Origin of the sequence: Pseudoalteromonas sp. Ld20 (genome assembly GCF_045064175.1) — a bacterium.
In the GTDB taxonomy this organism is placed as follows: domain Bacteria; phylum Pseudomonadota; class Gammaproteobacteria; order Enterobacterales; family Alteromonadaceae; genus Pseudoalteromonas; species Pseudoalteromonas neustonica.
Genome location: NZ_JBISHB010000027.1, coordinates 71,945 through 95,031 on the forward strand (window position 1 = coordinate 71,945; position 23,087 = coordinate 95,031).

A 23,087-nucleotide genomic window follows, 5' to 3' on the forward strand; every position below is an offset into this window, starting at 1 on the left:
CAAAGTAGGTTGATAAAAAGGCACTTAATAAAGTGCCTTTTGCTATATTTATACACTTAATTTAGTTGGCTTATTAATAAAGAGAAAAATTCCTCTTTGTTATTGCAGGTATGGGCGTTGAGTACTAACTGCTCGCCCAGCGCTAAGGTGTGACGCTGTACATCTAAGCGGGCTTGTTCATCTTCAATACCATCAATATCGGCAACATGAGCCAAGCCAATCGTACGGCGAATAAGCTCAACACCACAGTAGCCAATAGCATCTTGCAAAACTTGTTGCATAAAGTGTTCAGCGTAGCCATTTGCTTGCAAATTCAAATCAGTACTTTGCTTTACAATTAGCGCAAGCCACTGTTGTTCAAATAAGCTATAGCTTTCTTGCAGGCAAGTCAGTAAGTGGCTGTGATAGTTGCGGCGAATAACAAACTCACTAATGCGGGCGTTTTGAGCGCAGTAATTTAATAATAAGTTGCCGATAAATGAGCCGATATCAAAGCCTATAGGGCCAAAAAAACCAAACTCAGGATCGATTATCTTAGTGGTGCTTTGATCTGCAAAAATGCTGCCGCTATGCATATCACCGTGGAGCAGAGTTTGCGGGCATGATAAAAATTGCGCTTTGAGTTTTGCGATTGCTAAATGTAGCGCAGCGTTACTTTGTAATTTACTCACCGTGCTTTGTAATTGTGCAGGGTAGTTATTTCGCTCATGCTCACGCAGAATATCGTTAAAAAATAAGTCTTCAGTAATTTGGCAAAGTTCAGGGTTGGTAAACTGAGTGACTTTCGCTTTTTTATCCTGAGCGGCTAAGTAAAAATCTGAATTATAAAATCCCGTATAACTTAAATAGCGGGCTACATGCTGGCCAAGCAATGGAAAGTGTTCTGCGTTAATTTGTGCGGTGCGTAAAATTTGTAAATGACCCAGATCTTCTAAAATAGTTAACGCTGATACGGGGTTATAATGCAATACATTGGCTGTGTGTTCAGGGCAAATAGCGCCATGATTAACTAACACTTCAGCTTCAATTCGTGCTCTATCAAGTGTTAATGGCCATGATTCTCCTACGCAGCGAGCATAAGGCAGTGCTTGTTTTAATATAACGCTGTTATTTTGCTCATCACTGATTCTAAATACTAAGTTTAAATTACCATCACCAAACTCATACGCAGTTAAAGTTTGATCTGGCTGAAAAAAATCATATCCCTCTTCTTTTACAAGATTTTTAATATAATCAATCGCATGCTGGGCATTAAACGCAAAGTATTTGGCCATCGGGCTTCTCTTATTAATTCAGGAACAATAGCATTCTATACCTTTAACCGTTTGGAAGTCTACACTTCCGCCTTGTGGGTTTTTAAAACTGATGTAAAATAGCAGCAGATTTTATATTGGTAGGTCCAACTCATATGCAAGATTTAATCGCTAGCAGCTTAAAATTCCAAAATAATACCTTAATGGTATTGGATCAGTATTTATTGCCCCATCAACAGGTGTGGCATGAATGCCGTGATGTAAAAACCATGAGAGAGCTAATTTTGAGTTTAAAAATTCGTGGTGCTCCATTGATTGGTTTAGGTGCTAGTTTATTAATTGCTTATTTGGCTGAACAAGACACAACCAAAGCTGTTTTAGCGCAAGCCATTGATGACCTTGAAGCTACGCGTCCCACCGCTGTTAATTTAATGCATTGCATGGCGAAACTAAGGGTGGCATTACAGCAGCAAGATTATGTAGCTGAAGTTATAAACACAGCAGTAAAGCTGTTCAACGAAGACATTGCTCTGTGCGAGAAAATGGCAACTCACGGAGCAAAACTCGTTAACAGTGGCGATAATATTCTGACTCATTGTAATACGGGAGCGTTAGCTACTGCAGGCATAGGCACTGCGCTTGGGGTGATTTATAAAGCGCAGCAGCGCCATGGTGACATTCATGTGTGGGTAGACGAAACTAGGCCATTGTTACAAGGTGGGCGGTTGACTGCATTTGAATTAGAGCGCTGGCAAATCCCTTATACTTTAATTTGCGACAACATGGCTGCAAGTTTAATGGCCGCGGGCAAAGTGGATAAAATTTTTGTGGGTGCAGACCGTATCGCCGCCAATGGCGATTTTGCAAATAAAGTAGGTACTTACAATTTAGCTGTGCTTGCGCACTTTCATGATATTGAATTTTATGTTGTTGCGCCGCTAACCACATTAGATATAAACACGGCGTGCGGCAAAGAGATAGAAATAGAGCAGCGTAATGGAGCAGAGGTACGCGGTGTCAGCGGCAGTTTTGGCGAGGCGCTTTGGGCACCGACTAACGCAAAAGTTTACAATCCAGCATTTGACGTAACGCCCGCAAAGCTTATCACGGGCTGGGTACTGGATACTGGAGTGTATAGCCAAGCTGATATTAAGCGAGGCGCTTTGAGGGGCTTTTAGTCATTTGGTTTATGCTCTGTGTAAAGTTCAATACTATTTGGGTTGTAGGTAGATACAAGTGAAATAGCTAACTTATCATTCTGGGCATTTAGCTTCATTACATAGTTTGTTGGCTTCATTTTTACTAAACTTTTAACATCTTGCATTGTATCTAAAGTCGTACTGTATATTTCTAAATCGGTTGCCACAAATAATGTTTTATCATTGCTTGCTATAGCCACTATAGAGGGTTTGATTGTCGTTAGTTTATCTGGTGTTGCAAATTCTTTATAAGTATTGGTTTGGCTATCAAGTATTAAAAATTGCGTGTTTTTTGTATGCACAATTAACTGATCGTCATCAAGCCAAGCAAGCGCAAGTGGAGTGTCGATGTCACTCATTACAGTGTTTTCATTATCAGTATTTAACAGCATTATTTGGTTGTTTTGATTAGTGGCATCCGTATAGATTATAGCCACTTTATTGTTACGCATTACAGCACTGTGAATATGGCCAGGCATCGTCCATTGTTTTATCACATGGTAATCAGTGGCATTCAAAATGGAGAGTTGATAACTACTTTTGTTGTAGCTCAATAAATGCGAGCTATTAGCATCAGCAGCTATAATTATATTATCAGTGCCTAACTGATCAGTAATGTTGATAAATTGGTTGCTCGTTTTTAACCAATGTTCGCGTTTATCGTGGTAATAAGCATCGGCAAAGTAGATATCACCATTTTTCAGTGCTACGCCCTCGCGCTCATGTTTATTTGCTGTGGCAATATGCTCCATGCTTGCCGTTTTAAAATCAAAGATATTGACATCTAAATCGTGTAAGTCGGTACTGATTAATATGGTTTGCTTATCAAGTGGGTATGCGTAATTTGCCGCTTTTACAGGGGCTTCAATCACTTGCCCTAGCTGCATAGTATCGAGCGAAAATGACTCAATTGTCGAATTAAAGCGGTTGTACCAAATTAGAGTGTTGTCATCTTTGTCATAGGTAGCCGCCCATGCTCTGTGGGTGTACGTCGTTAATAACTTCAACGAACTCCCATCAAGGTTAGCCATGTAAATCTCAGATTGGCTAACGTTATGGCGCTCAAAGATAATTCTATCGGGATTTGAGAGCGATGTTAATAAGTAGTCACCAGTACCTGTTATATTGGGTGTAGTAATACGCAGCTCCTCACCTGTTTTTTTATCATAGGCATAGAGTGCATTGAGGTGGGTAAGTCCACGATAGTTATTTCTACGAAATATTGCTGTATCGCCAATTTCCGTGTACTGAGTTAGTTCTTCACCCCCTGTAATGCTATACGGTAGGGGCATCTTTTTTATCTCTTTAGAAATAAAATTACTGGCTTGCCATTGCTGGCACTGGTATTTATTATTTTTCTTACACTTGATGTAAAATAATCGTTCACCATCACTTGACCAACCTTGAATATAAACTTTGCCAGCATCAATCAAATATTCTTTTTTACTGCCCAAGTCCATCACATACATGTTGCTTGTTTCGCTTGTTACGCTTGGTTTGGCAGTGGTAACCATATAAGCCAGCTTACTTTTATCAGGGGGAAGCAATAAGTTATAGTAACTTCCCTTATGCCAAGAAATAGTTTCAGCTTCTAAAGTAAGAAAAGGCATGGAGCTTTGTGTTTCATTGCTGGCAGATGGTTGCTCTTGATAAAACCAAAAAAGGCAAATCACTAAGAGCAGCAAGACCATAGTCCAAGGCCAATATACTTTTATCGGTGTTCTCGTCGGTTGCAGTGTTGGTGGAACTAAAGGGGTTATAATAGGTTTGGTTACCGCAAGTTCTGGTTCAGCGCTAATTGCGCTTGAGTTCACTGAAATAAATAAACTGTAGCCAGCTCGGTAATGAGTTTTGATACTCTGGCCGGGCTGTTTTGCTGACTTGAGGGCTTTTCTTAACTCAGAGATGGCGCGGTTAATAGCATTATCATCTACATGACTTTGTTGCCAAATATTTTCAGCAAGTTCTTGGCGAGGAATTATTCGTTCATTATGTTCAATAAAATAGCATAATAGTTTGAACAGTAGGGGTTCTAATTCCCTAACGTTATCACCGTCACTAATACTTTGCTGATCAATATTTAGTTGCCACTCGCCAACTAATATTAAGTTTCCTTGAGTGAGAAAACGCGCCAGCCCCATATCTAATCCTTTAATTATATATTGCTTTTATCACAAAGAATAATAACAGAAGTTGTTTGTCTTTAGGGTATTTTTGTTGGGTGTTTGTAAACTAATGTAAGCTATATTAGGCTTTTAGCTACATACACCCACGCATTAATACCGCTGCTAAATATCTCTTCAACTCGTACGTAATCATTAACTTCGTAGTTGTCTGCGTTGGCGAGTTCTTCTGCGGTGATAGTAAAAATGGTGCCGGTTACTGTATCTGTCGCCAGTCCTGTTTTAATTAATGCAGGATGAAACCGTTGGCCGCTGCTTTTCAGCACGGCGGCATCGGAGATCTCAACTTCACCTATTACGTAACCTTGTAGTGTATCGGCTTGGCCTTCAAGCAAACGGCCAAAGGTATCAAGCTGTACTTGCTCTAATTGCAGCGTACCGTATGAGAATAGCTTTTCCATTTTTAGCCTTTTGGTTTTAAATAACAGGTCGTTAATCTAATAACGGAAATTGCTTGGCAATCTCTGATTCTGTGCTTTGTGCAACCCAGCCCTCAGTGTTATTGAACAAACGAATCGCGGTAAACTCAGGATCGCTGCCCATATCAAACCAATGCGGCGTGAGTTCAGGGACTGAAATCAAGTCACCCTGTTGGCACAGCACTTGGTAAACTTTGTCGTTAATGTGTAGGCAAAACAACCCTTGGCCTTTCACAAAAAAGCGTACTTCATCTTCACTATGGGTGTGCTCAAATAAAAACTTAGCGCGTAAATCCGCCGCTGAGGGGTTACCTTTAGCCAATGAAATTACATCAACAGTTTGATAGCCCCCTTGTTGCTTTAGGCGCTCGATATCGGTGTTATAAGATGCAATGATCTCCTCATTATTAGTAGTGGCGGTGATCACTGCACTTGCTTGCCACTGCTCAAAACGTACACCGACCTTATTTAACTCTGCGGCTATCTCGTTGTTGTCATGACTTGTAAAAAGCGCATTTTCGCCATTACAGTCAGCAAAAATAGTTAATTGGCTCATGCTAAATACTCCGCTGTAAACTGGCTAAAATCGTTAATGTAATTATGTTCAACCGAGCAGGCTTGACCATCGCGGATTAAGTGCAACGTATTTAGGCCTGCGGCCTTAGCAGCATCAAGCTCGCTAACCACATCGCTCAAAAATAACACTTCATTTGCGTCAAATGGCAGTTGCGTAATAATGTTTTCATACGATGATTGCTCTTGTTTTGCACCAACCTTGGTATCAAAGTAATCAGTAAATAGTGGGCGGATGTCACCAAAATCGGAGTATTGAAAAATCAAATGTTGTGCTTTTACTGAACCTGACGAATACACATAAAGCTGCTGACCTGCGAGTTTTTGCTGTTGTAAAAACTGGTAGGCATCAGGATATAAGTGACCAGTAAAATCACCATTTTCGTAACCCGCCTGCCAAATCAAACCTTGCAGTTGCTTAAGTGGGGTAATTTTTTTATCGTCGGCAACCCATTTGAGTAAGGTGCTAATAACCGTATCTATAGGGGCATCTGGCTGCTCGATAAATTCTTTTACGGCATTTAATTGTTCAGCTACGGCGTCTTGTTGCTGGTTTGCTTTTACAAATTCGGGTAACCGCGCAGCGGCATAAGGAAACAGCACTTCTTTAACAAATGAAATTCGGGTAATTGTGCCTTCAATATCAGTTAATAATGCCTTGATCATACTTTTGCCTCTGCTGAAATACCTTCTAATTTTAAACGCTCAAGCTCACAACTAAATAAAAACTCTAAGCCTTCTAAGTGGCGACGTACTTCACGAATATCACGCCCTACAACATATAGACCATGGCCGCGAATAAGCACTGCATACTCAATCGGCGTGTGTAAGTGATGGTCACTTACTAATAAGCTTAGGCGATCAATATCTTGGTCGTTATCAAAAATAGGAATACTAAGTGTGTCTAAATGTGACGTATTGCCTGCAATTGACTTTTGCATTTCGTAGCCTTGTAAATCAAGGCTGTGGCCTTTAACTACCCGCGATAGTACCGTGGCTGCAACAGAGTGGGTATGCAATACAAAGTTAGCTGAAGGAATGAGTTTGTACATGCATAAATGCAGCTCTGTTTCGGCAGAAGGTTTGGCTGAACCCGCGCTGCGATCACCATTATGGTCTAACTGAATAAAGGTATGAGTTCCGAGCTGACCTTTATCAAAGCCGCTGGCAGTTACAACAAATCCGGTGGTTGTACGAGCTGAAAAGTTGCCACCCGTTGCAGGAACCCAACCACGTTGACTGATCCATTTTCCTGCTTCTATAAGTTCTGAAATAGCGGTATTGTTATGCATATAATCCTCGAGCTACTAAAACGATTTAGACGGCTATACTTCTTTTATAAGCAATGATAGCATCGCTTTGGGCGCAAAACCATCATTAAGGGTAACCAGTGTTTGAAAGTAAATTGCCAAATTTAGGCACCAGTATTTTTAGTCAAATGACCACTTTAGCAAATCAATATGAAGCAATTAATTTATCGCAGGGTTTCCCTGAATTTGACGCGCCAGAGCTGCTAAAAAAACAGCTGAACCATTATGTATTAGAAGGAATGAATCAATATTCGCCTTCAAGTGGCGTGCCGCGACTACAGCAACAAATAGCTGAATTAGCACAGCGAAAATACGGTGCAGAAATTAATGCCGATCAGCAGGTAACCGTTACATCAGGCGCTACAGAGGCATTATTTGTTGCAATTCAAGCTATTGTACGTCGCGGCGATGAGGTCATTATATTTGACCCCGCTTATGACTCTTATCAACCGGCAATAGAGCTGGCAGGCGGTAAGTCGGTTAATATTGCGCTACATGCGCCAGATTATGTGATTGATTGGCAAGCTGTTGCCAGTGCCGTAAATAAAAACACCCGCGCAATAATTATAAATACCCCACATAATCCCAGTGGGAAAACATTAAAGCAGCAAGATATAAATGCCCTTAAAGCGATAGTTTCAGCGCATGATTTATATGTCATCAGCGATGAAGTATACGAGCACATTACCTTTGATGGGCAGCCTCACTTAAGTGTACTGCGTGATGATGCGCTATTTGCAAAAAGCTTTGTTATTTCAAGTTTCGGTAAAACATTTCACAGTACGGGTTGGAAAATGGGATATTGCATCGCACCAGCAAGCTTGGCTGTGGAGTTTCGTAAAATCCATCAATATGTGACCTTTTCAAGTTTTACGCCTGCACAACATGCATTAGCCGATATGTTAGAGCAACAAGGAGAGCATGTGGATGAGCTTAGTGAGTTTTATCAACAAAAACGCGATGTGCTCAGTAATGCTCTTAAAGGTAGCCGCTTTACTATTTTGCCCAGCGAAGGCACTTACTTTTTGCTACTCGATTACAGTGATGTGTCTGAGTTAAATGATGTTGAGTTTTGCCAATGGCTAGTTGAACAGGCGAGCGTTGCTGCTATCCCATTGAGTGTGTTTTATCAACAACCAAGTCACGATAAAGTAATTCGTTTGTGCTTTGCTAAAAGCGATGAAACTTTGCTGCAAGCTGCGGAGATTTTATGTCAACTTTAACGCTCGCTTTGGTGCAAACCTCGCTTAACTGGTTAGATAAAGCTGCTAACTTGGAAAATTTTGGCAATAAAATAGCTAATATAGATAAAGCGGTTGATCTTATTTTATTACCCGAAACGTTCGCCACCGGCTTTGCGATAAGCCTCGATTGCGCTGAACCGGAAAACGGTCAAGTACTTGCTTGGTTAATCGCGACAGCTAAATCGGCCAATGCAGTGGTTGCAGGCTCCGTATTAGTAGAGCAAGGTGACAAAAAAGCCAATCGTTTTTACTGGGTGTGGCCCAGTGGTGAGGTTAAGTTTTACGACAAACGCCACCTATTTTGTTTGGGTAAAGAAGGTGATTTTGTAAAAGCTGGGCAGCAGCGGCAAATATTCACCATTAATGGTTTTAGGGTTTTACCGCAAGTGTGTTATGACCTACGCTTCCCGGTTTTTCAACGTAATCGTAACGATTACGATGTGATGATAAATGTCGCCAATTGGCCCGCAGCAAGGCGTAATGTATGGGATACCCTATTAATGGCGCGTGCGATGGAAAACCAGTGCTATGTGGTTGGTGTGAACCGTGTGGGGGAAGATGGCAATGGCGTTGCGCATAATGGCGGCACTGCAGTGTATGATTTCAAAGGTGATGTGCTAGTCGCTGCAATAGACAATGAATCAGACATTGTAATTACCACTTTAAAGAAAGAGCCGCTTGAACTATTTAAGCAAAGTTTCCCCGCGCATTTAGATGCAGATGGGTTTAGTTTGCAAGATTAACCTGCGTTAACAACCAGGGCGACTATTTAGTTTTTATCGCCCTAATCACTTTGCAGGGATTACAACGGCCACCGAATTGGCCGGAATATCTTTTGTCACTACACTGCCTGCGCCAATCACACAATTATCGCCAAGCTCTATATTAAAACCAAAACCGCAATAAAACATCGGTTCAAGGTAGGCCTTACCTTTAAACTTTAATAAGGCACCAAGAATTTTAACTCACTCATACGGTGTTGTTGGATCTGCTAAATTAAATTGATGGCAGAGTAACTTTGCATGTGTACGTGCTTTTGCGAGTTCTGGATCTGAGGCTATATAAGATAAGCCCAGCTGCATTTTTTCAAGTTCGGTCATGGTGTTAGTCATAGTTTCTAGTGCTTAAATTGAGTTATCTAAGCACACTAGCAAAAAGAAGTGGTAGGGCATAGTTTTCGTTATAAATGACGTATCTACAGAATCACGGTAGATACTACTTGTAGGCGAGTGGCTTACCACCGTGAATGTCATAAAGCTTGGAGAATTTATACTGAGATGCGAGTCAAACGTGGGGATGGGCTTGCTTACGTCCATGTAATCAATCGCGGGAGGCGCTTGCAGCGGTTAATCACTATAGTGAAATATTTAGTTATCAGATTTTTTATCTGAATTGTGATCATATGATTGGCAGAACATTTGAATTTCGTGATGCCCTTCATATAATTTAAATAACTCATCGCTTCCAGTTTGGTTAAAAAATTGTGAGAGGGTTATTTTGTCCTGCTCATATTCTATTAGTAACCAAAAGCCGTAAAAACCTTTAAACCAAAAATAATAGAATACTGCTGCAACAAAAAATATTAGATAGGCTGCTTTACCTACCTTCTTTTTATATTTTAAACAACTAAGGAACAACCAAATACAACTTAATATTGCTAAAATTAAGAATGCAGAAAAAGGAGTAATAACTACTTCAATGTTGTCCCAGTGAGAGCTTAGACAAGAAATATGTCTATCTGAAACTATTGTGTAAATTAAAGTAATTTTGAAAAGGAAGTACAATAATACAGTTGTAAAAACTGCATATAAAATACCACTTTCTTTGTCCTCTTTGTTACTCAACTTGTAGCCTTAGGAAATATTTTGGTGTTTCTGAAAAGAAAATGAGAACGATTTTTGAATTTGGTTTAAAAGTTGATGCGTTGTATTTGTTATTACATTACACAATTTAGCGGAAAGGAGCTAGAGTTTAGTTTTTTGACCGCACTGCGCGCGTTTAACTTTGTTCCCGATAAAGTTTGGTCGAACTCTGGTCGAGGGTTCTCACCCTCCTTCTGCCATTTTTAACAACAAAAAAAGCCCCGCAATAAATTGCGGGGCTTTCTTCGTTATTAAATGGCGGAGAAGGAGGGATGGGCTTGCTTACATCCATGTAATCAATCGCTTCGCGACGCTTGCAGCGGCCTAAAATGTTCCTGACATTTTATCGAACCCTAGTCGAGGATTCTCACCCTCCTTCACCGGTGTAAAGGTTGCGGGCATAAAAAAACCGCAATTAAGCGGTTTAATTTAATAAATGGCGGAGAAGGAGGGATTCGAACCCTCGATAGAGCTACAAACCCTATACTCCCTTAGCAGGGGAGCGCCTTCGGCCACTCGGCCACCTCTCCGGCGCATAAACTTTTCATTTTGATAGTCGAGTGAACCACCAAAAAGTAATAATGGTGGAGAGATAGGGATTTGAACCCTAGAGGGGCTATAAACCCCTGCCGGTTTTCAAGACCGGTGCATTCGACCACTCTGCCATCTCTCCGTTGACGCAAGATAATACTTAGGTGTGTGGGCTGTGTAAATAGGAAAAAGATCGTTTGCTGGTTTTTTGTTCTAAAAAGTGGTTTTTTTTTGAAATTAAGTGTTTTTGAGGTGTTTTAAGAAGGGGTTGCAGCAAACGAGGGAGCTAAATAAGTGTTTTCATTTAGTGGTTGGGTGTTTGCTGCACCGCTAAAGTAACCATGGTTGGGTGGTTACTTATATTGAACTGCGCCGCCAAGTGCTAGCTTTTTACCATAACGGTTAAGTTTAGCGAGCATTTTTGCTTTGCGATTGGTTGGTTTTACGGCAACATGCGTTGCTGCATTTTCATTTAATGTATTTACTGGGTTCATTACTTTGCTCCGGGTTATGTCTGTTTTGACAACAGGGCTATTCTGACGCTTAATTGCACAAAAATAAAACGATAAAAATTAGGGTGGTCGGATAGAAATAACTAATCTGAATATATTTTTTTAACGTGCAGTTCAGATTTTATGATCTGTGGTAACTGCATGGTTATGAAGGTTGGTTGTTGTTTTTTGTCTGTATTTAAAGGCTTTTAATTTTATTTTTTATTTTTTATGCATTGTGAAATAAAAAAAGTGACTAATTATTCAGATTAATTTATCTTTTGTTAATGTGTTTTTTTAAATGGGTGGGTAGATTGATATTACGATGTTGATAATTATTAAACCAAGTACAAATAAAAATCATAAAAAAGTATGTGATTGGTTACTCCATGAGTGCAATCAACGACAAATAAGTACTGAAATAATATATACCACGGGAAATTTTCATCCAGATTGCAAAAAAATAACTCAACGCGCGGAATATTATCAACGTGCAGTGGTGGTTGGAGGGGATGGTACACTCAATTTAGCTGTTAATGCACTTGTGGGACTTTCGTGTTCGTTGGCGTTATTGCCATTAGGTACAGGGAATGATTTTTCACGAGGCTTTGGCTGCTCTGATAAAGAGTGGCGCACGGCGGTTTTTAGTCAAGGTGATGTCAAAATAGATGTTGGGCAAATAAATGACCGTTATTTTGTGAATATTGCAGGGGTTGGTTTTGACGCTCATGTTGTCAAAGCATTGCAGACAAAACCTGCTCGGTCCTCGCTTGGTTATAGCTTGGCAGGATTTAAATATCTATTAGGTTATAAAGGTACGCATATCACCAGTGATTTTTCAGGGCGTGAGTATGCGTATAAAAATCTAATCACTGTATTTGCGAACCATCGTTATTTTGGTGGTGGCTTGGCTATTGCACCTAAGGCACGATTGAACAGTGGTTACTTGGAATGCTATGCCATGCCTGCGCGTGGGTTGTTGGGCAACCTATATAGTTTTATGCGTTTATTACTACGCAATCACCATACAATGACAGGGCTTGAGTATCAACGCGTGACGGTTGCAACCATTAATACACCTAATTTACCTATTGAAGCCGATGGCGAGTTGATTGGTGTAACACCTGCTTCTATTCAAGTGCATCCACGAGCCCTACGTTTTTGTGTGCCAACGTGTACCTCTATACAGTTAGAGATAAAAAAAGTATGCAGTTAAAAATAAAAAAAGCGCCTAACAAGTAGGCGCTTTGGGGTTAGTTACGTTTAAAACGTATTCTAACCGGGGATGGAGCTTTTTTGCTGCAATGACCGCGCTGCAAAAAATGCTTTAATTCGTTTTGTTGGGGTTAGTACAATGGCGTTACCTACCAGCACTAAACTAAAGCCTATAAACGTATTCGTTTGCCAGATAAACCCTTCAAATAATGTGCTCAGTGCAACGGCAACTAAAGGAAATAATACAATCACATAACTGGCGCGTTCTGGGCCTATGTTTCTTAGTAATGCAAAGTAACAAGCAAATGCGATAACAGTGCCAAATACAGATAAATAAACTAATGAATACCAATAGCTTGCAGGTGCCGACAAGCTAAACTGAGCATCGCTAATAATGACGTAAAATAATAGCCCAATCGCGCTATATAGCATGCCCCACGCATTACCTTGCATAACACCTATTTGCTGGTGAGAATTGCGAACACTGACCATATTCCCTAATGAAGCCACAAAGGTACCACTTAGAGCAAGTAGTAACCCGACCAACACCCCGTTACTCAAGTCGAACTGCTGTAACTGTGGCCAAAACAAGCAAATGATGCCTAAAACACCTAAAATAGCGCCGCTGTAAATACGTTTGGCGATAGGTTTACCAAAGAATAAGCGGGTATTAATAATATTCATTATGAGCAGCATTGAAAAAGCAATGGATGTCATGGCTGACGTTAAGTAATTTTGTGCCCAGTAAAGAACCAAATAATTAAGTCCAAAATTACACAGCGCTAATAAAACAAAAAAACCATGGTCTCGGCGGGTGTAATTCATGGGGAGTTTTTTTACGCCCACCCACATCCACATCAAAATAGCTGCAAGGCTAAAGCGATAGAATAGCGAAACTTCAACGGCGATGTCACCTAATTGAAATTCAATAGCGAGCCAAGTAGAGCCCCAAATCAAAACGGTGAGAGTGTACAGCGCGATACTTTTCATGGCCTTGGTCCAAGTGTGAAGATGAAGTGTTCATTTTAGTTCGCTTCTGTATACTTAACATACACAGAAAACTATAAATGCAACCTATACAGATTTGGGGTGCTTTGAGTGAAAGGTAAATGCAATGTCGTTAGTGATCAGTAAAACTAATCATGATTTTTTATACCAGCAAGTCATGCAACTTGTTCGCGATTTAAGTGAGCAGGGCACACTGCTCCCTGGTGAGAAACTGCCTTCATTACGCAAAATGGCCGAAAAACTCAATGTGAGCATCCCGACTGTAAAATTGGCTTATCAGTCTCTTGAGGCACAAGGTCTTGTTGAAGCGCGGGAAAAGTCTGGTTACTTTTTAAAAACAGTTAATACACAACTTGCTCGGCCTAAACGGGTAAAGCTGAGTCGCGCGCCTGTATCAGTTAATATGCAGGTGTTAATTGAGCAAGTATACGATGCCATCCATCAAGCGAATGTGGTGCCTTTTGGTATTGCAAACCCTGTTGCGGCAGCCCCAACCGATAAAATGCTTAGCCGGACCATGCGTCGGGTAATGTCGATTGCAGGGAGTCGTGCAATAAACTATGGGGCGATGGATGGTTTTGCGCCGCTTAAAAAGCAGTTGATCCATCGTTATTTAGATTTTGGTATTGGGGTTGATAGCCATGAATTAGTGATCACCAATGGCGCACAAGAGGCTCTAGCGATCGCGTTAAAATGTGCGACAAAGCCGGGGGATGTGATTGCGATCGAGTCACCTTGTTATTTTGGGATCATTGAATTGATCGAGAGTTTAGGCCTTAAAGCACTGGAGATCCCGCTATGTCCTGATGATGGGATCTGGCTTGATGATCTGAACCAAGCTTTGCAAGATCACGATATTAAAGCCTGTGTGTTTTCAACTTCGATCAACAATCCGGTTGGCAGCTTTATGCCGGATCATAAGCGTAAACAATTGGTTGAACTATTAGAATCACAAGATGTAGTGCTTATTGAAGATGATGTGTACGGCGATTTGCATTTTACTCCCGAGCGAGGCATACCTGCACAAGCGTATTCAAAAAAGGGGCTCGTGTTAACGTGTTCTTCGTTTTCAAAAACAGCGGCTCCGAGTTATCGGGTTGGTTGGTTAATTGCGGGAAAGTTTGCAGCGCGCGCAAGGCGTTATAAACGAGCACTAAGCTGCTCAACATCTTTAATTAATCAATGGACGTTATATGAGTTTGTGGCCAGTGGTGATTATGAGCGTAACTTAAAATTACTTAGGCAGCGTCTGCGTACCAATAAAGAGCGGATGATTTGGTGTTTGCAGCAAGCTTTTCCTGCCACGGCACGTATTAGTGATCCGCAAGGTGGCTGTGTGGTCTGGGTTGATTTAGGGCCAAGCTTTGACAGTATTAAGCTATTTCAACTCGCGTTAGAAAATGGTATTAGTATTACACCGGGTTATATATTTTCGGCAACGAATAAGTATCGCAGCTGTATACGGTTAAGTTATGGCTTGCCTTGGAATGAACGAGTCGAGCAAGCAATTATTAAACTTGGTGAGTTAATACATTTAGCTAAAAAGTAAAAAAGCAGCACGTTTAAAAGAGTGCTGCTAAAGGGATATCAAATTGTTATATGAGTTTAGTTGTTTTGTTTGTAGCTAAATAATTGATAATTTTTTAGCTCTGGTACTAATTTAACAAGTTGCTGCTCTTGCGCTGCAATCGTTGAAAAATTATCACATAATGCATCAGCACGTTTTTCCAGTGCGTTTGCTTGCAGTTCTACCTTTTCTTCTATTTGTGCACCCATATTTTCCATACGCTGTTCAAAGGCTTGCATATCGCCGCCGGCACCCATTAACTCAGACCCTAATGCCATCAAAATACTGCCCATTGATTGCATCATTGCTGATTCAACGGCACTTTCAATTTGTTCATCAAAATGGCTTTCAAAATTTTCGCCAAAGTCATTGAAACTTTGCTGGCCCATTACAAAGGCACCTTGTTGATAAAAGGTATTTTCTACCTCAACCTGAATCTCTGCCATTAGGTCATTAATACTGTCTAGACCTTGGATGTTAAATGCATTGGCGACTTCTTCAATTGCAACGCCGGCAATTTTTACACCTTCAAGTGCAATGTTAGCAACTTCAGGTAGCTGGCCTCGTAGGCTGTCTGAGTAGTCGCTGATTGCTTGACGCTGCTGCTCATCTAATGCCAATGTTTGGCCATCAACAATGAGCTCGCCATTGTTAGTGAAAGTCATGGTGTGATCGTTAGCGGTAAAAATTTCGAGTTCGTTTGGTTTAATGCGAACATCATTTTGAAACTCTACTTTGCACGAATCGCCGCTAAATGAAATATGCGAGTCGTTATCATTGTGCGCCATTGCCCCTGTGGCAATAAATAAAGAACCTACTAAAAGTAATTTTTTCATTTTTATATCCTGCTAATGTGTTGATTATAACGAATGCTTACTTAGTTGTTATCAAGTTTGATGCCAAAAAAAATTAATATTAATAATCATGTTGTTAGGGTCTTTTCTTTATTTTTTGATTGGTCTATTAAATGATAAAAAAACTAATTTTTAGTCAAAATGACTAAAAAATTTATAAGCATAAATAATGTTTATCGTTTCGATAAAAAAGTCTCACTTTCCAGAATTCAAATTTAACGCTATTTATTCACATTACTGACATAACATCATTTTAGAATGGGTTGTGGCTTTACTTTGGTGCGCTTCACTATGTTGAATAAGCGCACTGAACATTTTAATTTTACCAATGGCAGTGATAAAAATCCTACATTGGTCTCAAACACTTTATGGAGTGGGTTGTGGGTAAGACATTTAGTTACGATGCGCTAGATGACGCTTTTGTTGAAGACGAGTACGAAATGGTTGGGCGTAATCAACACGACAAGAATAAGCAAAAGGTGAAGAAAAAGTTGGAAGACTACCTGGAGCAAAAACGCTTGCGTAAAAACTTAGGTGATGATGACTTTGATGAGTACATGAATCACTAAGCAACAGTTTAAAATAAAGAGGCGTATGCCTCTTTATTGCTTTTAGTTTTTAAGTGCTTTAATGATCGTGCTTTCGATTTGTTGCGGCTTGGTAAAAGGAGCGAAACGTTTAATAGGTTCGCCATTGCGGCCGATTAAAAATTTTGTGAAATTCCATTTTATTTTACGACTCAAAAACCCTGGTAAGGCTGATTTTAAATGCCTAAACACGGGGTGTGCATGTTCGCCGTTTACATCTACTTTGCCCATCATCACAAAGTCAACGCCATAATTAATTAAACAGCCCTGCTCGATATCCTTAGCGTTTCCAGGTTCTTGTTGACCAAATTGATTACATGGAAAACCAATAATAACCAATCCTTGCTCGGCGTATTTTGCATGCAATTGTTGCAGGCCTTCGTATTGCGGTGTAAAGCCACATTTGCTGGCGGTATTAATAATTAAAACCACTTTGCCTTCAAGGTTGCTAAAATCAAATGTTTGGCCCTGTAAGTTTGTGGCTGAAAGTTGGTGAAAGTCGTTCATGATGCTCACTTTATTATTGTTGTTTGGTAAATTCTATCCTGAGTTGTGACAGACATACAGCTTAAATCTAGCTTTGCTCGATTTTTACTTAGCCCACTCGGTTACAAACCTCGCGCCGCGATTAAATCGCCTTTGGATTGAACGAATTTTAATCTGCAAAGGTCAACACGCCCTAAAACTTGTGAGTAAATATTCAATCAATAAACGTACTCTATACGGCATTAAATCTTTGCGTGGGTATACTAACCAAGATGCATTATCAGTGACTTGAAATTCATCAAGCAGCGTTACTAATTGGCCTTGTTGCACGTATTGTTCAACAATATCGCAAGCTAAGTGGGCAATCCCTAATCCACCCAATGTTGCACTGAGTAATGCGCGTGGATGATTACTGCGCCAGTTTCCAGTAATTTTTACTTCTTTGATTTCGCCATTAAAATTAAATCGCCAGCGTTTACCCATTGCCACTAAGCAATTATGTTTAGTGAGCTGGTGAGGTGTTGTAGGAGCGGGGTTTTGTTGTAAATAGTCAGGGCTTGCAACGAGCGTCATGATGCGAGGGCATAGTGGTCTCGCGATTAAATTCGAGTCTTGCATACGCCCAAAACGAATGGCTAAATCAAAACCTTCTTCTACGAGGTCAACGTTGCGATTATTAAAGTCCATATCGACTTCCACGTCAGGGTAGCGTTTTACGAATTCAACAATTTTGGGTGCTACATTAGTTGCGACAAATTCCCCCGCGCCGGTAATGCGAATAAGGCCTTTGGGTCTGCGTTGTTCGCCTTGTAATTGATTATTAGCGTCTATAAGTTCTTGTTTTATGGCTTTGAGTTTAACTGCGTATTCACGCCCTGCGTCAGTTAAGCTTATTTTACGGGTGGTACGCTGAAACAGCACTGAGCCTAAGCGGTTTTCTAATTGTTGTACTTGGCGACTAATATGAGATGTTGACACTTCCATAGCTTTTGCTGCATGGGTAAAGCTGCCATGTTCAACGACATGTAAAAATTCATCAAGGCCTTGCCACATATATTATGTTCTCAAAATATTAAGTAATTATAGTTTATATCATTCATTGTTGCAGCTGTGCAAAAGTGATTGCCTGATCTTAATCTTTAATTTAAACGTTAAAAGTCTACAATCATTTGGTCACCACGCATTATGCATAATCAATTAATGGAGCAAGCATGTTAAATTTTAGTTTTGCAAACCCAACAAAAATTCATTTTGGCGAACAACAAATCGCATTAATTAAAAGTGAGATCCCAACTGACGCAAAAGTACTGGTTACGTATGGCGGCGGCAGCATCAAAAAAAATGGTATTTATGAACAAGTAAGTAATGCGTTAAGTGAGCATACTTGGTTTGAATTTGCAGGTATCGAGCCAAACCCAAGTTATCAAACGTGCATGAAAGCGGTTGCTTTAGTTAAAGAGAAACAGATTGACTATATTTTAGCTGTTGGTGGCGGTTCTGTTATTGACGGCAGTAAATTTATTGCTGCAGCGGCAAATTATGAAGGTGAACCGTGGGATATTTTAGCTAAAGGTGGTGAAATTAAGTCAGCGATTTCGTTAGGTGTAGTGCTAACTTTGCCAGCAACGGGGTCTGAGTCAAATACCTTTAGTGTTGTATCTAACCTTGATAGTCATGACAAATTGCCATTTGCTAGCCCATTTGTACAACCGCAATTTGCTGTGCTTGACCCTGCAGTGACTTACTCATTGCCTAAACGCCAAGTAGCTAACGGTATTGTTGATGCGTTTGTTCATACTATGGAACAATACTTAACGTACGATGTAGACGCTAAGTTACAAGATCGTTTTGCTGAAGGTATTTTAATGACCTTACTTGAAGAAGGCCCAAAAGCATTCAGTGAGCCAGACAACTACAAAGTGCGCGCTAATATTATGTGGTCGGCAACGATGGCCTTAAATGGATTAATTGGTGCTGGTGTGCCGCAAGATTGGTCAACGCATATGCTAGGGCACGAAATGACGGCAGTGTATGGCCTTGATCATGCACAAACGTTAGCGATTGTATTGCCACGTATGATGGCTGAGCAAAAAGAAACGAAACGCGGTAAAATTTTACAATATGCACAACGTGTTTTAGGCCTTGATATTAGCGATGAAGATGCCGCTATTGAGCAAGCAATTGCTGCAACAGAGGCGTTTTTCCATAGTGTAAACATGCCAACTCGTCTAAGTGATTACAACTTAGGTGAAGAAGTGGCAGATATAATTGTTAAGCAGCTTGAGCGCCACGGCATGACGGCGCTCGGTGAGCGAGAGCAGGTTACTCTTGAAAAGAGCCGCGCTGTTTTACTTGCCAGTGTTTAGCGCCAGTATCGGCAATTGAATTGGCGCATTGATCTGGCGCTAATTCAAAATTAAAAACAGGCCCATACCAGCCAGCGTTGTGTAGTAAATATTATGCGTTTTATACGCGACAATAATTGCGACAACTGCAGCGCTGAGGTATGGGTTTTGCCAGTTTAGGTTAATACCATTATCTGTTACAAATACGATAGGCACCCAAATAGCAGTGAGCACTGCAGGGGCGCTAAAGCTTAAAAATTGCTGCATTTTTGGTCCGACTTTAAAGGGCAAAGCGCGGTGTAAAAATAAGTAACGGGTAAAAAAAGTAATACAGGCCATTAATAAAATAGTTGTCATCATGATTTAGGCGCCTGTTTTATATGTATTTGGCTATTTGTGCGACTAATAACACGGCTAATAATATACCCCACGGTCATAGCACTCAGTGCAGCAACAACCAACCACAACTCAAACCCTTGGCTTTTTAAAACGCTAGCAACTATGCCTGCGGTTACAACCGTTGCTAAGGTTGCAAGGTTTTTTATGCCAGGAATAACCAGCGCTATAAATGTTGCGGCAATGGCAAAATCTAACCCGAGGGTGGTTAAATCGGGCAATAAACTCCCTGCTACAATGCCAATAAAAGTCCATAAATTCCACGCTATATAAAAACTAAATCCGGCACTTAGCGCATAGGTTAAACGCGTTTTTGTACGGTAGGCTTTGCGGTGGTGAGAAAATGCAAATAATTCATCAGTGAGTACAAAGCTTACAGGTAGGCGCCAACGCAAAGGTTGATCTATTACTTTGTGGCGTACCGCTAACCCATATAAAAAATGCCGTGAACTAATAATAAAAGTAGTAAATAAAATAGTTAATAACGGCGTATTACCAGCCATTAGTTCAATGGCAACCAGTTGCGCTGAGCCTGCAAAAACCAATAGTGACATAGCTTGTGTTTCGAGAGCTGTAAAACCATTCTGTACCGCTAACGATCCACATAAAATCCCCCATGGGATCACCGCTAAACACAGCGGTAGCATATCTAAAAAACCTTTAAGTAATGCCTTTTTCACTGTGTATCCTTCGTTAATGAACTGCTAAATAGATTTCTATATTGGCCAGGCGTAATGCCAATGCGAGATTTAAAGTGATGATGTAAGTGACTTTGATCATGAAAGCCACATTCGTTTGCTGTTTGGCTGACATTTAAACCATGTTTTAACAATGTCTTTGCATGGCGAATACGGCGCTGTATTTGGTATGCATGAGGAGTTAAACCATATTGTTTTTTATACTGACGAATAAAATGAAATGGACTCATGTGACTCAGGGCGGCTATTCGCTCAAGGCTTATCTCTTCACAGCAATATTCATCAAGGTATTGCTGTGCATGTGTAAGGTTTGCTTTGGGTTTTAGTTGTTTTAATTGTCGGCAATCTTGTTTAAATGACAGCATTAACTGAGTCATCACACTGTAAAATAAGCTTTCAGTATGCAGTTGGTTATTATTTTTCACTGTAGTTGTTAAGCAATTAAGTAGTTGATTTAATTCGTGTGTAAGTGAGCGATTGTTGTAAACAGCAAAATCAAAATAAGGTGCGCCACAGCGAATACCTATTAACTCTTGAGAAAGTGCGTCAAATTGCTCTGGATGCGGATACATTGCTCTGTATGACCAGCCTGCTTCGGTTGCTGTTTGGCCATTATGAATTTGGTCGGCATTGACTAAAATAATACTATTTTTTGGTGCGATATGGTCACTGCCACTGCGATAAAACTTTTGCGCGCCGCAATCAATTAAACCAATGGTGTAGCCTTCATGGCTATGGCGTGAAAAATTCTGATGAGTAAAGCGTGCTTGTAAAGCCTCTAACCCGCCTAATTTCTCATGGTGATAAAAAGTTGATTGTTCATCTTTCATTGGCGCCGCTTTTGTTATTTTAGCTCTTATAGCTTTGAGTATATCTAAACCAATATACAAAGCTTGTAAAAAATTGCGCGTTATACCTGCGGTTATTCGCCGCGTTGAAATAGTCGTGTAAAGCAGTCTGTGGCATTATTATAGAGTATATATTTAAGAGGTAGTTATTACGATGGATGATCAAGTGGTTAAACGTATTAAAGTATGGGATGGGTTTATTCGTAGCTTTCACTGGCTACTCGTAATAGCAATTGCCACACTGTATTTTAGTGCTGAAGAAGGCATGATGGAACTGCATTTTATCGCAGGTTTTTTTACATTAGCGCTGCTGTTAACGCGTCTTATATGGGGCTTAATTGGTAGTAAAACGGCGAAGTTAAGTGCATTACTACATTCTCCTATTGCGGCAATCAAATCGTTTAAACAAACTAATGAGCCAGTGGGTCATGGTGCTGCGGGCAGTTATATGGTGCTCGCTTTTTTTGCATTGTTATTGGTGCAGTTAGTGAGTGGCTTAATGACCACGGACGATATTTTAACCGACGGACCATTGGTGCAATATGCCTCTAATAATGTGGTTGAGTGGGCGGGCTGGTTGCACCACACAAATTTCGACTTATTATTTTATGCGATTATTTTACACGTTGTGGCAATTGTTATTTACCGCATTAAAGGCAAAAAGTTAGTTAAAGCGATGGTCACCGGGTATACGGACAAAGAAGCAGCTAATACAGAGGTTAAAGTAACCAAATCGCCTTGGTTAGCAATTGTTATTTTTGTTGTATTACTAAGTGGACTATTGATGACATGGGGCGCAGAGCCGCTAAGTTATTTAGTTAGTTAGCAATTAAAAAACAAAAATGGCGCTGATTGAGCGCCATTTTGTTTAAAGCTTATCGGTTCAAAGATTAATCTTTAAATGATGTGTGGCAATCTTTACATCCTTTAGCCCAAGGACCAAACGCTTTGGCAATTAGCTTTTTATCACCAGATTGTGCAGCAACGGCTAGCTCATCAGCATATTGCTGAAATGCAGTTGCTTTTTTCATAAAGGTTTCGTTATCACTCCAAATTGCTGGAAGGGCAGATGTATCGCCTTTATCAGTGCCAGCGCCAAATGCTTCCCATGGCATTTTAGACAATGCTGCTGCATTATTTGCACGCTTTTGAAAGCGTTGTGCATCAAACTCTACTTTGCCTTTTAGCATGTCGCCCATATCACCAATTTGTACACGGATCATTGAAAATGCAGCTTGGCGATATTCAATCGCATCACTTGGCTCTTCAAATACAGATTCAGCTGATGCGCCCAGCGCTAATGTTGATAATACTGTGCCTAAAAATAGCTGTTTTAATTTCATTCCTTTCGCCCCTTAATTGTATTCATAGCGTTAACAACCGTTGTTGTATATCAGTAGGTCATATTATTCAAGTTTATTGCGGTTAAACTTAACTGAGCTTTAACCATTAAACTTAAGTTATCGTTTTTGATTCATATTTTTAGTCATTGATATCTATGTCGGCAAATATCATTCCTCTGCGCATACTGCGCGTGGCTAAGAATACTTCACCAAGGAGTGACATAAACGCACAAATCAGTAACGCCATGGCGCCGACAAAACAACTACCGATAGTGACTCCTAAATTAACTGCCTGAATATGCGATAAAAACAGCAGCATAACCACGGCACACACAAGTACAGCACTTAATACACTTAAACTAAATGCGATATGGATAAAGCGAGATCGTTTTAGTAGTGCTCTGAGCTCTGTGGTTAGCGAGGTATTAAATTCCTCATCAGTACTGACCTTCAATTTACGTTCAAGTTGGCGGGCTCGGTCAGTTATTCGTGCTAAACGATTTGATAATACGCCCAACGTTGCGGCAATACCTGTGATCAAAAATACCGGCGCTACAGCTGTCTGTATTACCTTAGCCATTGTTAATATATTGATAACTTCATTGTTCATTAGTTTCTCTTTTGGGTATTGTTGCGTTTGTGTTTACATTCATTTACAAGGGTGAATATTTAAAA

At 40.3% G+C, this 23,087-nt stretch carries 27 protein-coding genes and 2 tRNA genes; 8 read left to right on the plus strand and 21 right to left on the minus strand.

What is annotated here, in order from left to right; all coding sequences use genetic code 11:
- Positions 1-56 precede the first annotated feature (56 nt).
- Positions 57-1,274 carry an S-methyl-5-thioribose kinase gene (gene mtnK / locus ACJJVX_RS04420; RefSeq protein ID WP_054205292.1) on the minus strand — a complete coding sequence of 406 codons (1,218 nt, stop codon included), beginning with the start codon at positions 1,272-1,274 and terminating at the stop codon, positions 57-59.
- 134 nt (positions 1,275-1,408) lie between these two features.
- Between mtnK and mtnA the strand changes: the two genes are divergently transcribed.
- Positions 1,409-2,431 (plus strand): S-methyl-5-thioribose-1-phosphate isomerase, encoded by a 1,023-nt coding sequence (gene mtnA / locus ACJJVX_RS04425; protein WP_054205291.1) that lies wholly within the window; start codon positions 1,409-1,411, stop codon positions 2,429-2,431.
- Here mtnA and ACJJVX_RS04430 read toward each other — a convergent pair.
- The 5 genes from ACJJVX_RS04430 to ACJJVX_RS04450 all read right to left on the minus strand — a co-directional run bounded on the left by ACJJVX_RS04430 (position 2,428) and on the right by ACJJVX_RS04450 (position 6,919).
- The gene (locus ACJJVX_RS04430; protein ID WP_054454476.1) at positions 2,428-4,593 is read right to left on the minus strand and encodes a winged helix-turn-helix domain-containing protein; all 2,166 of its coding nucleotides are present in this window, start codon (positions 4,591-4,593) and stop codon (positions 2,428-2,430) included. The genes mtnA and ACJJVX_RS04430 overlap by 4 nt on opposite strands.
- A gap of 101 nt (positions 4,594-4,694) precedes the next feature.
- Positions 4,695-5,036: a gamma-glutamylcyclotransferase family protein gene (locus ACJJVX_RS04435; protein WP_054205289.1), complete on the minus strand. Its 342-nt coding sequence runs from the start codon at positions 5,034-5,036 to the stop codon at positions 4,695-4,697.
- A 31-nt stretch (positions 5,037-5,067) separates the two neighbouring features.
- Positions 5,068-5,610 (minus strand): acireductone dioxygenase, encoded by a 543-nt coding sequence (locus tag ACJJVX_RS04440; protein ID WP_054205288.1) that lies wholly within the window; start codon positions 5,608-5,610, stop codon positions 5,068-5,070.
- Positions 5,607-6,293, minus strand: coding sequence for an acireductone synthase (mtnC, locus tag ACJJVX_RS04445; protein WP_054205287.1), 687 nt, complete (start codon positions 6,291-6,293; stop codon positions 5,607-5,609). Before mtnC ends, ACJJVX_RS04440 begins: the two co-directional genes overlap by 4 nt.
- On the minus strand, positions 6,290-6,919 hold the full coding sequence (locus ACJJVX_RS04450) for a methylthioribulose 1-phosphate dehydratase (RefSeq protein WP_054205286.1): 630 nt from the start codon (positions 6,917-6,919) through the stop codon (positions 6,290-6,292). Before ACJJVX_RS04450 ends, mtnC begins: the two co-directional genes overlap by 4 nt.
- A gap of 98 nt (positions 6,920-7,017) precedes the next feature.
- Between ACJJVX_RS04450 and ACJJVX_RS04455 the strand changes: the two genes are divergently transcribed.
- Together ACJJVX_RS04455 and ACJJVX_RS04460 are read left to right on the plus strand one after the other, a co-directional pair.
- Positions 7,018-8,160 carry a methionine aminotransferase gene (locus ACJJVX_RS04455; RefSeq protein ID WP_054205285.1) on the plus strand — a complete coding sequence of 381 codons (1,143 nt, stop codon included), beginning with the start codon at positions 7,018-7,020 and terminating at the stop codon, positions 8,158-8,160.
- Positions 8,148-8,924: an amidohydrolase gene (locus ACJJVX_RS04460; protein ID WP_169326625.1), complete on the plus strand. Its 777-nt coding sequence runs from the start codon at positions 8,148-8,150 to the stop codon at positions 8,922-8,924. The genes ACJJVX_RS04455 and ACJJVX_RS04460 overlap by 13 nt, the downstream gene beginning before the upstream one ends.
- 45 nt (positions 8,925-8,969) lie before the next feature.
- Here the strand turns inward: ACJJVX_RS04460 and ACJJVX_RS04465 are convergent, their stop codons facing one another.
- From ACJJVX_RS04465 to ACJJVX_RS04490, 6 genes are all read right to left on the minus strand, one after another.
- On the minus strand, positions 8,970-9,092 hold the full coding sequence (locus ACJJVX_RS04465) for a DapH/DapD/GlmU-related protein (RefSeq protein WP_152960612.1): 123 nt from the start codon (positions 9,090-9,092) through the stop codon (positions 8,970-8,972).
- 54 nt (positions 9,093-9,146) lie between these two features.
- A complete protein-coding gene (locus ACJJVX_RS04470) occupies positions 9,147-9,293 on the minus strand; it encodes a maltose acetyltransferase domain-containing protein (RefSeq protein ID WP_405630374.1) in 147 nt (48 codons plus the stop codon).
- A gap of 255 nt (positions 9,294-9,548) precedes the next feature.
- A complete protein-coding gene (locus ACJJVX_RS04475; protein WP_054454469.1) occupies positions 9,549-10,025 on the minus strand; it encodes a hypothetical protein in 477 nt (158 codons plus the stop codon).
- A gap of 455 nt (positions 10,026-10,480) precedes the next feature.
- Positions 10,481-10,573: transfer RNA gene (locus ACJJVX_RS04480), tRNA-Ser, on the minus strand.
- A 52-nt stretch (positions 10,574-10,625) separates the two neighbouring features.
- Positions 10,626-10,716: transfer RNA gene (locus ACJJVX_RS04485), tRNA-Ser, on the minus strand.
- Positions 10,717-10,927: 211 nt separating this feature from the next.
- Positions 10,928-11,068: a hypothetical protein gene (locus ACJJVX_RS04490; protein ID WP_167349695.1), complete on the minus strand. Its 141-nt coding sequence runs from the start codon at positions 11,066-11,068 to the stop codon at positions 10,928-10,930.
- A gap of 322 nt (positions 11,069-11,390) precedes the next feature.
- On the opposite strand from ACJJVX_RS04490, the gene ACJJVX_RS04495 reads away from it, so the two are divergent.
- Positions 11,391-12,281 (plus strand): diacylglycerol kinase family protein, encoded by an 891-nt coding sequence (locus ACJJVX_RS04495; protein WP_082355671.1) that lies wholly within the window; start codon positions 11,391-11,393, stop codon positions 12,279-12,281.
- A 59-nt stretch (positions 12,282-12,340) separates the two neighbouring features.
- Here ACJJVX_RS04495 and ACJJVX_RS04500 read toward each other — a convergent pair whose 3' ends face one another.
- Entirely contained in the window at positions 12,341-13,270 is a 930-nt protein-coding gene (locus ACJJVX_RS04500; RefSeq protein ID WP_054454465.1) for a DMT family transporter, read from the minus strand.
- A 124-nt stretch (positions 13,271-13,394) separates the two neighbouring features.
- Between ACJJVX_RS04500 and ACJJVX_RS04505 the strand changes: the two genes are divergently transcribed.
- The gene (locus ACJJVX_RS04505; RefSeq protein ID WP_170173318.1) at positions 13,395-14,837 is read left to right on the plus strand and encodes a PLP-dependent aminotransferase family protein; all 1,443 of its coding nucleotides are present in this window, start codon (positions 13,395-13,397) and stop codon (positions 14,835-14,837) included.
- 56 nt (positions 14,838-14,893) lie between these two features.
- On the opposite strand, the gene ACJJVX_RS04510 is transcribed toward ACJJVX_RS04505, so the two are convergent.
- Positions 14,894-15,691 carry a YggN family protein gene (locus ACJJVX_RS04510; RefSeq protein WP_054205280.1) on the minus strand — a complete coding sequence of 266 codons (798 nt, stop codon included), beginning with the start codon at positions 15,689-15,691 and terminating at the stop codon, positions 14,894-14,896.
- 398 nt (positions 15,692-16,089) lie between these two features.
- On the opposite strand from ACJJVX_RS04510, the gene ACJJVX_RS04515 reads away from it, so the two are divergent.
- Positions 16,090-16,278 (plus strand): PA3496 family putative envelope integrity protein, encoded by a 189-nt coding sequence (locus ACJJVX_RS04515; RefSeq protein ID WP_082355672.1) that lies wholly within the window; start codon positions 16,090-16,092, stop codon positions 16,276-16,278.
- A gap of 42 nt (positions 16,279-16,320) precedes the next feature.
- Here the strand turns inward: ACJJVX_RS04515 and ACJJVX_RS04520 are convergent, their stop codons facing one another.
- Together ACJJVX_RS04520 and ACJJVX_RS04525 are read right to left on the minus strand one after the other, a co-directional pair.
- Positions 16,321-16,803, minus strand: a complete 483-nt coding sequence (locus tag ACJJVX_RS04520; RefSeq protein WP_054454461.1) for a glutathione peroxidase — start codon at positions 16,801-16,803, stop codon at positions 16,321-16,323.
- 162 nt (positions 16,804-16,965) lie between these two features.
- On the minus strand, positions 16,966-17,835 hold the full coding sequence (locus tag ACJJVX_RS04525; protein ID WP_054205277.1) for a LysR family transcriptional regulator: 870 nt from the start codon (positions 17,833-17,835) through the stop codon (positions 16,966-16,968).
- Positions 17,836-17,993: 158 nt separating this feature from the next.
- Here ACJJVX_RS04525 and ACJJVX_RS04530 point away from each other — a divergent pair, with 158 nt between their 5' ends.
- Entirely contained in the window at positions 17,994-19,148 is a 1,155-nt protein-coding gene (locus ACJJVX_RS04530; RefSeq protein ID WP_405630380.1) for an iron-containing alcohol dehydrogenase, read from the plus strand.
- A gap of 39 nt (positions 19,149-19,187) precedes the next feature.
- On the opposite strand, the gene ACJJVX_RS04535 is transcribed toward ACJJVX_RS04530, so the two are convergent.
- Genes ACJJVX_RS04535 through ACJJVX_RS04545 form a run of 3 tightly spaced genes read right to left on the minus strand, consistent with a single transcriptional unit; the run spans position 19,188 to position 21,051 of the window.
- Positions 19,188-19,487: an AzlD domain-containing protein gene (locus tag ACJJVX_RS04535; protein WP_054205275.1), complete on the minus strand. Its 300-nt coding sequence runs from the start codon at positions 19,485-19,487 to the stop codon at positions 19,188-19,190.
- The gene (locus tag ACJJVX_RS04540; RefSeq protein ID WP_054205319.1) at positions 19,484-20,170 is read right to left on the minus strand and encodes an AzlC family ABC transporter permease; all 687 of its coding nucleotides are present in this window, start codon (positions 20,168-20,170) and stop codon (positions 19,484-19,486) included. Before ACJJVX_RS04540 ends, ACJJVX_RS04535 begins: the two co-directional genes overlap by 4 nt.
- 29 nt (positions 20,171-20,199) lie before the next feature.
- On the minus strand, positions 20,200-21,051 hold the full coding sequence (locus tag ACJJVX_RS04545; RefSeq protein WP_405630384.1) for an AraC family transcriptional regulator: 852 nt from the start codon (positions 21,049-21,051) through the stop codon (positions 20,200-20,202).
- Positions 21,052-21,223: 172 nt separating this feature from the next.
- Between ACJJVX_RS04545 and ACJJVX_RS04550 the strand changes: the two genes are divergently transcribed.
- Positions 21,224-21,895 carry a cytochrome b/b6 domain-containing protein gene (locus tag ACJJVX_RS04550; protein ID WP_405630386.1) on the plus strand — a complete coding sequence of 224 codons (672 nt, stop codon included), beginning with the start codon at positions 21,224-21,226 and terminating at the stop codon, positions 21,893-21,895.
- A 64-nt stretch (positions 21,896-21,959) separates the two neighbouring features.
- Here the strand turns inward: ACJJVX_RS04550 and ACJJVX_RS04555 are convergent, their stop codons facing one another.
- The gene (locus ACJJVX_RS04555; protein ID WP_054205273.1) at positions 21,960-22,412 is read right to left on the minus strand and encodes a cytochrome c; all 453 of its coding nucleotides are present in this window, start codon (positions 22,410-22,412) and stop codon (positions 21,960-21,962) included.
- Between the two features lie 139 nt (positions 22,413-22,551).
- Entirely contained in the window at positions 22,552-23,022 is a 471-nt protein-coding gene (locus ACJJVX_RS04560; protein ID WP_054205272.1) for a DUF2721 domain-containing protein, read from the minus strand.
- Positions 23,023-23,087: the final 65 nt, after the last annotated feature.

What these genes read in the sequence shown, in the direction of transcription:
- mtnK (WP_054205292.1), bottom strand. Translation starts at nt 1,274, where the DNA reads ATGGCCAAATACTTTGCGTTTAATGCCCAGCATGCGATTGATTATATT.
- mtnA (WP_054205291.1), top strand. Translation starts at nt 1,409, where the DNA reads ATGCAAGATTTAATCGCTAGCAGCTTAAAATTCCAAAATAATACCTTA.
- ACJJVX_RS04430 (WP_054454476.1), bottom strand. Translation starts at nt 4,593, where the DNA reads ATGGGGCTGGCGCGTTTTCTCACTCAAGGAAACTTAATATTAGTTGGC.
- ACJJVX_RS04435 (WP_054205289.1), bottom strand. Translation starts at nt 5,036, where the DNA reads ATGGAAAAGCTATTCTCATACGGTACGCTGCAATTAGAGCAAGTACAG.
- ACJJVX_RS04440 (WP_054205288.1), bottom strand. Translation starts at nt 5,610, where the DNA reads ATGAGCCAATTAACTATTTTTGCTGACTGTAATGGCGAAAATGCGCTT.
- mtnC (WP_054205287.1), bottom strand. Translation starts at nt 6,293, where the DNA reads ATGATCAAGGCATTATTAACTGATATTGAAGGCACAATTACCCGAATT.
- ACJJVX_RS04450 (WP_054205286.1), bottom strand. Translation starts at nt 6,919, where the DNA reads ATGCATAACAATACCGCTATTTCAGAACTTATAGAAGCAGGAAAATGG.
- ACJJVX_RS04460 (WP_169326625.1), top strand. Translation starts at nt 8,148, where the DNA reads ATGTCAACTTTAACGCTCGCTTTGGTGCAAACCTCGCTTAACTGGTTA.
- ACJJVX_RS04465 (WP_152960612.1), bottom strand. Translation starts at nt 9,092, where the DNA reads ATGTTTTATTGCGGTTTTGGTTTTAATATAGAGCTTGGCGATAATTGT.
- ACJJVX_RS04470 (WP_405630374.1), bottom strand. Translation starts at nt 9,293, where the DNA reads ATGACTAACACCATGACCGAACTTGAAAAAATGCAGCTGGGCTTATCT.
- ACJJVX_RS04490 (WP_167349695.1), bottom strand. Translation starts at nt 11,068, where the DNA reads ATGAACCCAGTAAATACATTAAATGAAAATGCAGCAACGCATGTTGCC.
- ACJJVX_RS04495 (WP_082355671.1), top strand. Translation starts at nt 11,391, where the DNA reads ATGTTGATAATTATTAAACCAAGTACAAATAAAAATCATAAAAAAGTA.
- ACJJVX_RS04500 (WP_054454465.1), bottom strand. Translation starts at nt 13,270, where the DNA reads ATGAAAAGTATCGCGCTGTACACTCTCACCGTTTTGATTTGGGGCTCT.
- ACJJVX_RS04505 (WP_170173318.1), top strand. Translation starts at nt 13,395, where the DNA reads ATGTCGTTAGTGATCAGTAAAACTAATCATGATTTTTTATACCAGCAA.
- ACJJVX_RS04510 (WP_054205280.1), bottom strand. Translation starts at nt 15,691, where the DNA reads ATGAAAAAATTACTTTTAGTAGGTTCTTTATTTATTGCCACAGGGGCA.
- ACJJVX_RS04520 (WP_054454461.1), bottom strand. Translation starts at nt 16,803, where the DNA reads ATGAACGACTTTCACCAACTTTCAGCCACAAACTTACAGGGCCAAACA.
- ACJJVX_RS04525 (WP_054205277.1), bottom strand. Translation starts at nt 17,835, where the DNA reads ATGTGGCAAGGCCTTGATGAATTTTTACATGTCGTTGAACATGGCAGC.
- ACJJVX_RS04530 (WP_405630380.1), top strand. Translation starts at nt 17,994, where the DNA reads ATGTTAAATTTTAGTTTTGCAAACCCAACAAAAATTCATTTTGGCGAA.
- ACJJVX_RS04535 (WP_054205275.1), bottom strand. Translation starts at nt 19,487, where the DNA reads ATGATGACAACTATTTTATTAATGGCCTGTATTACTTTTTTTACCCGT.
- ACJJVX_RS04540 (WP_054205319.1), bottom strand. Translation starts at nt 20,170, where the DNA reads ATGCTACCGCTGTGTTTAGCGGTGATCCCATGGGGGATTTTATGTGGA.
- ACJJVX_RS04545 (WP_405630384.1), bottom strand. Translation starts at nt 21,051, where the DNA reads ATGAAAGATGAACAATCAACTTTTTATCACCATGAGAAATTAGGCGGG.
- ACJJVX_RS04550 (WP_405630386.1), top strand. Translation starts at nt 21,224, where the DNA reads ATGGATGATCAAGTGGTTAAACGTATTAAAGTATGGGATGGGTTTATT.
- ACJJVX_RS04555 (WP_054205273.1), bottom strand. Translation starts at nt 22,412, where the DNA reads ATGAAATTAAAACAGCTATTTTTAGGCACAGTATTATCAACATTAGCG.
- ACJJVX_RS04560 (WP_054205272.1), bottom strand. Translation starts at nt 23,022, where the DNA reads ATGAACAATGAAGTTATCAATATATTAACAATGGCTAAGGTAATACAG.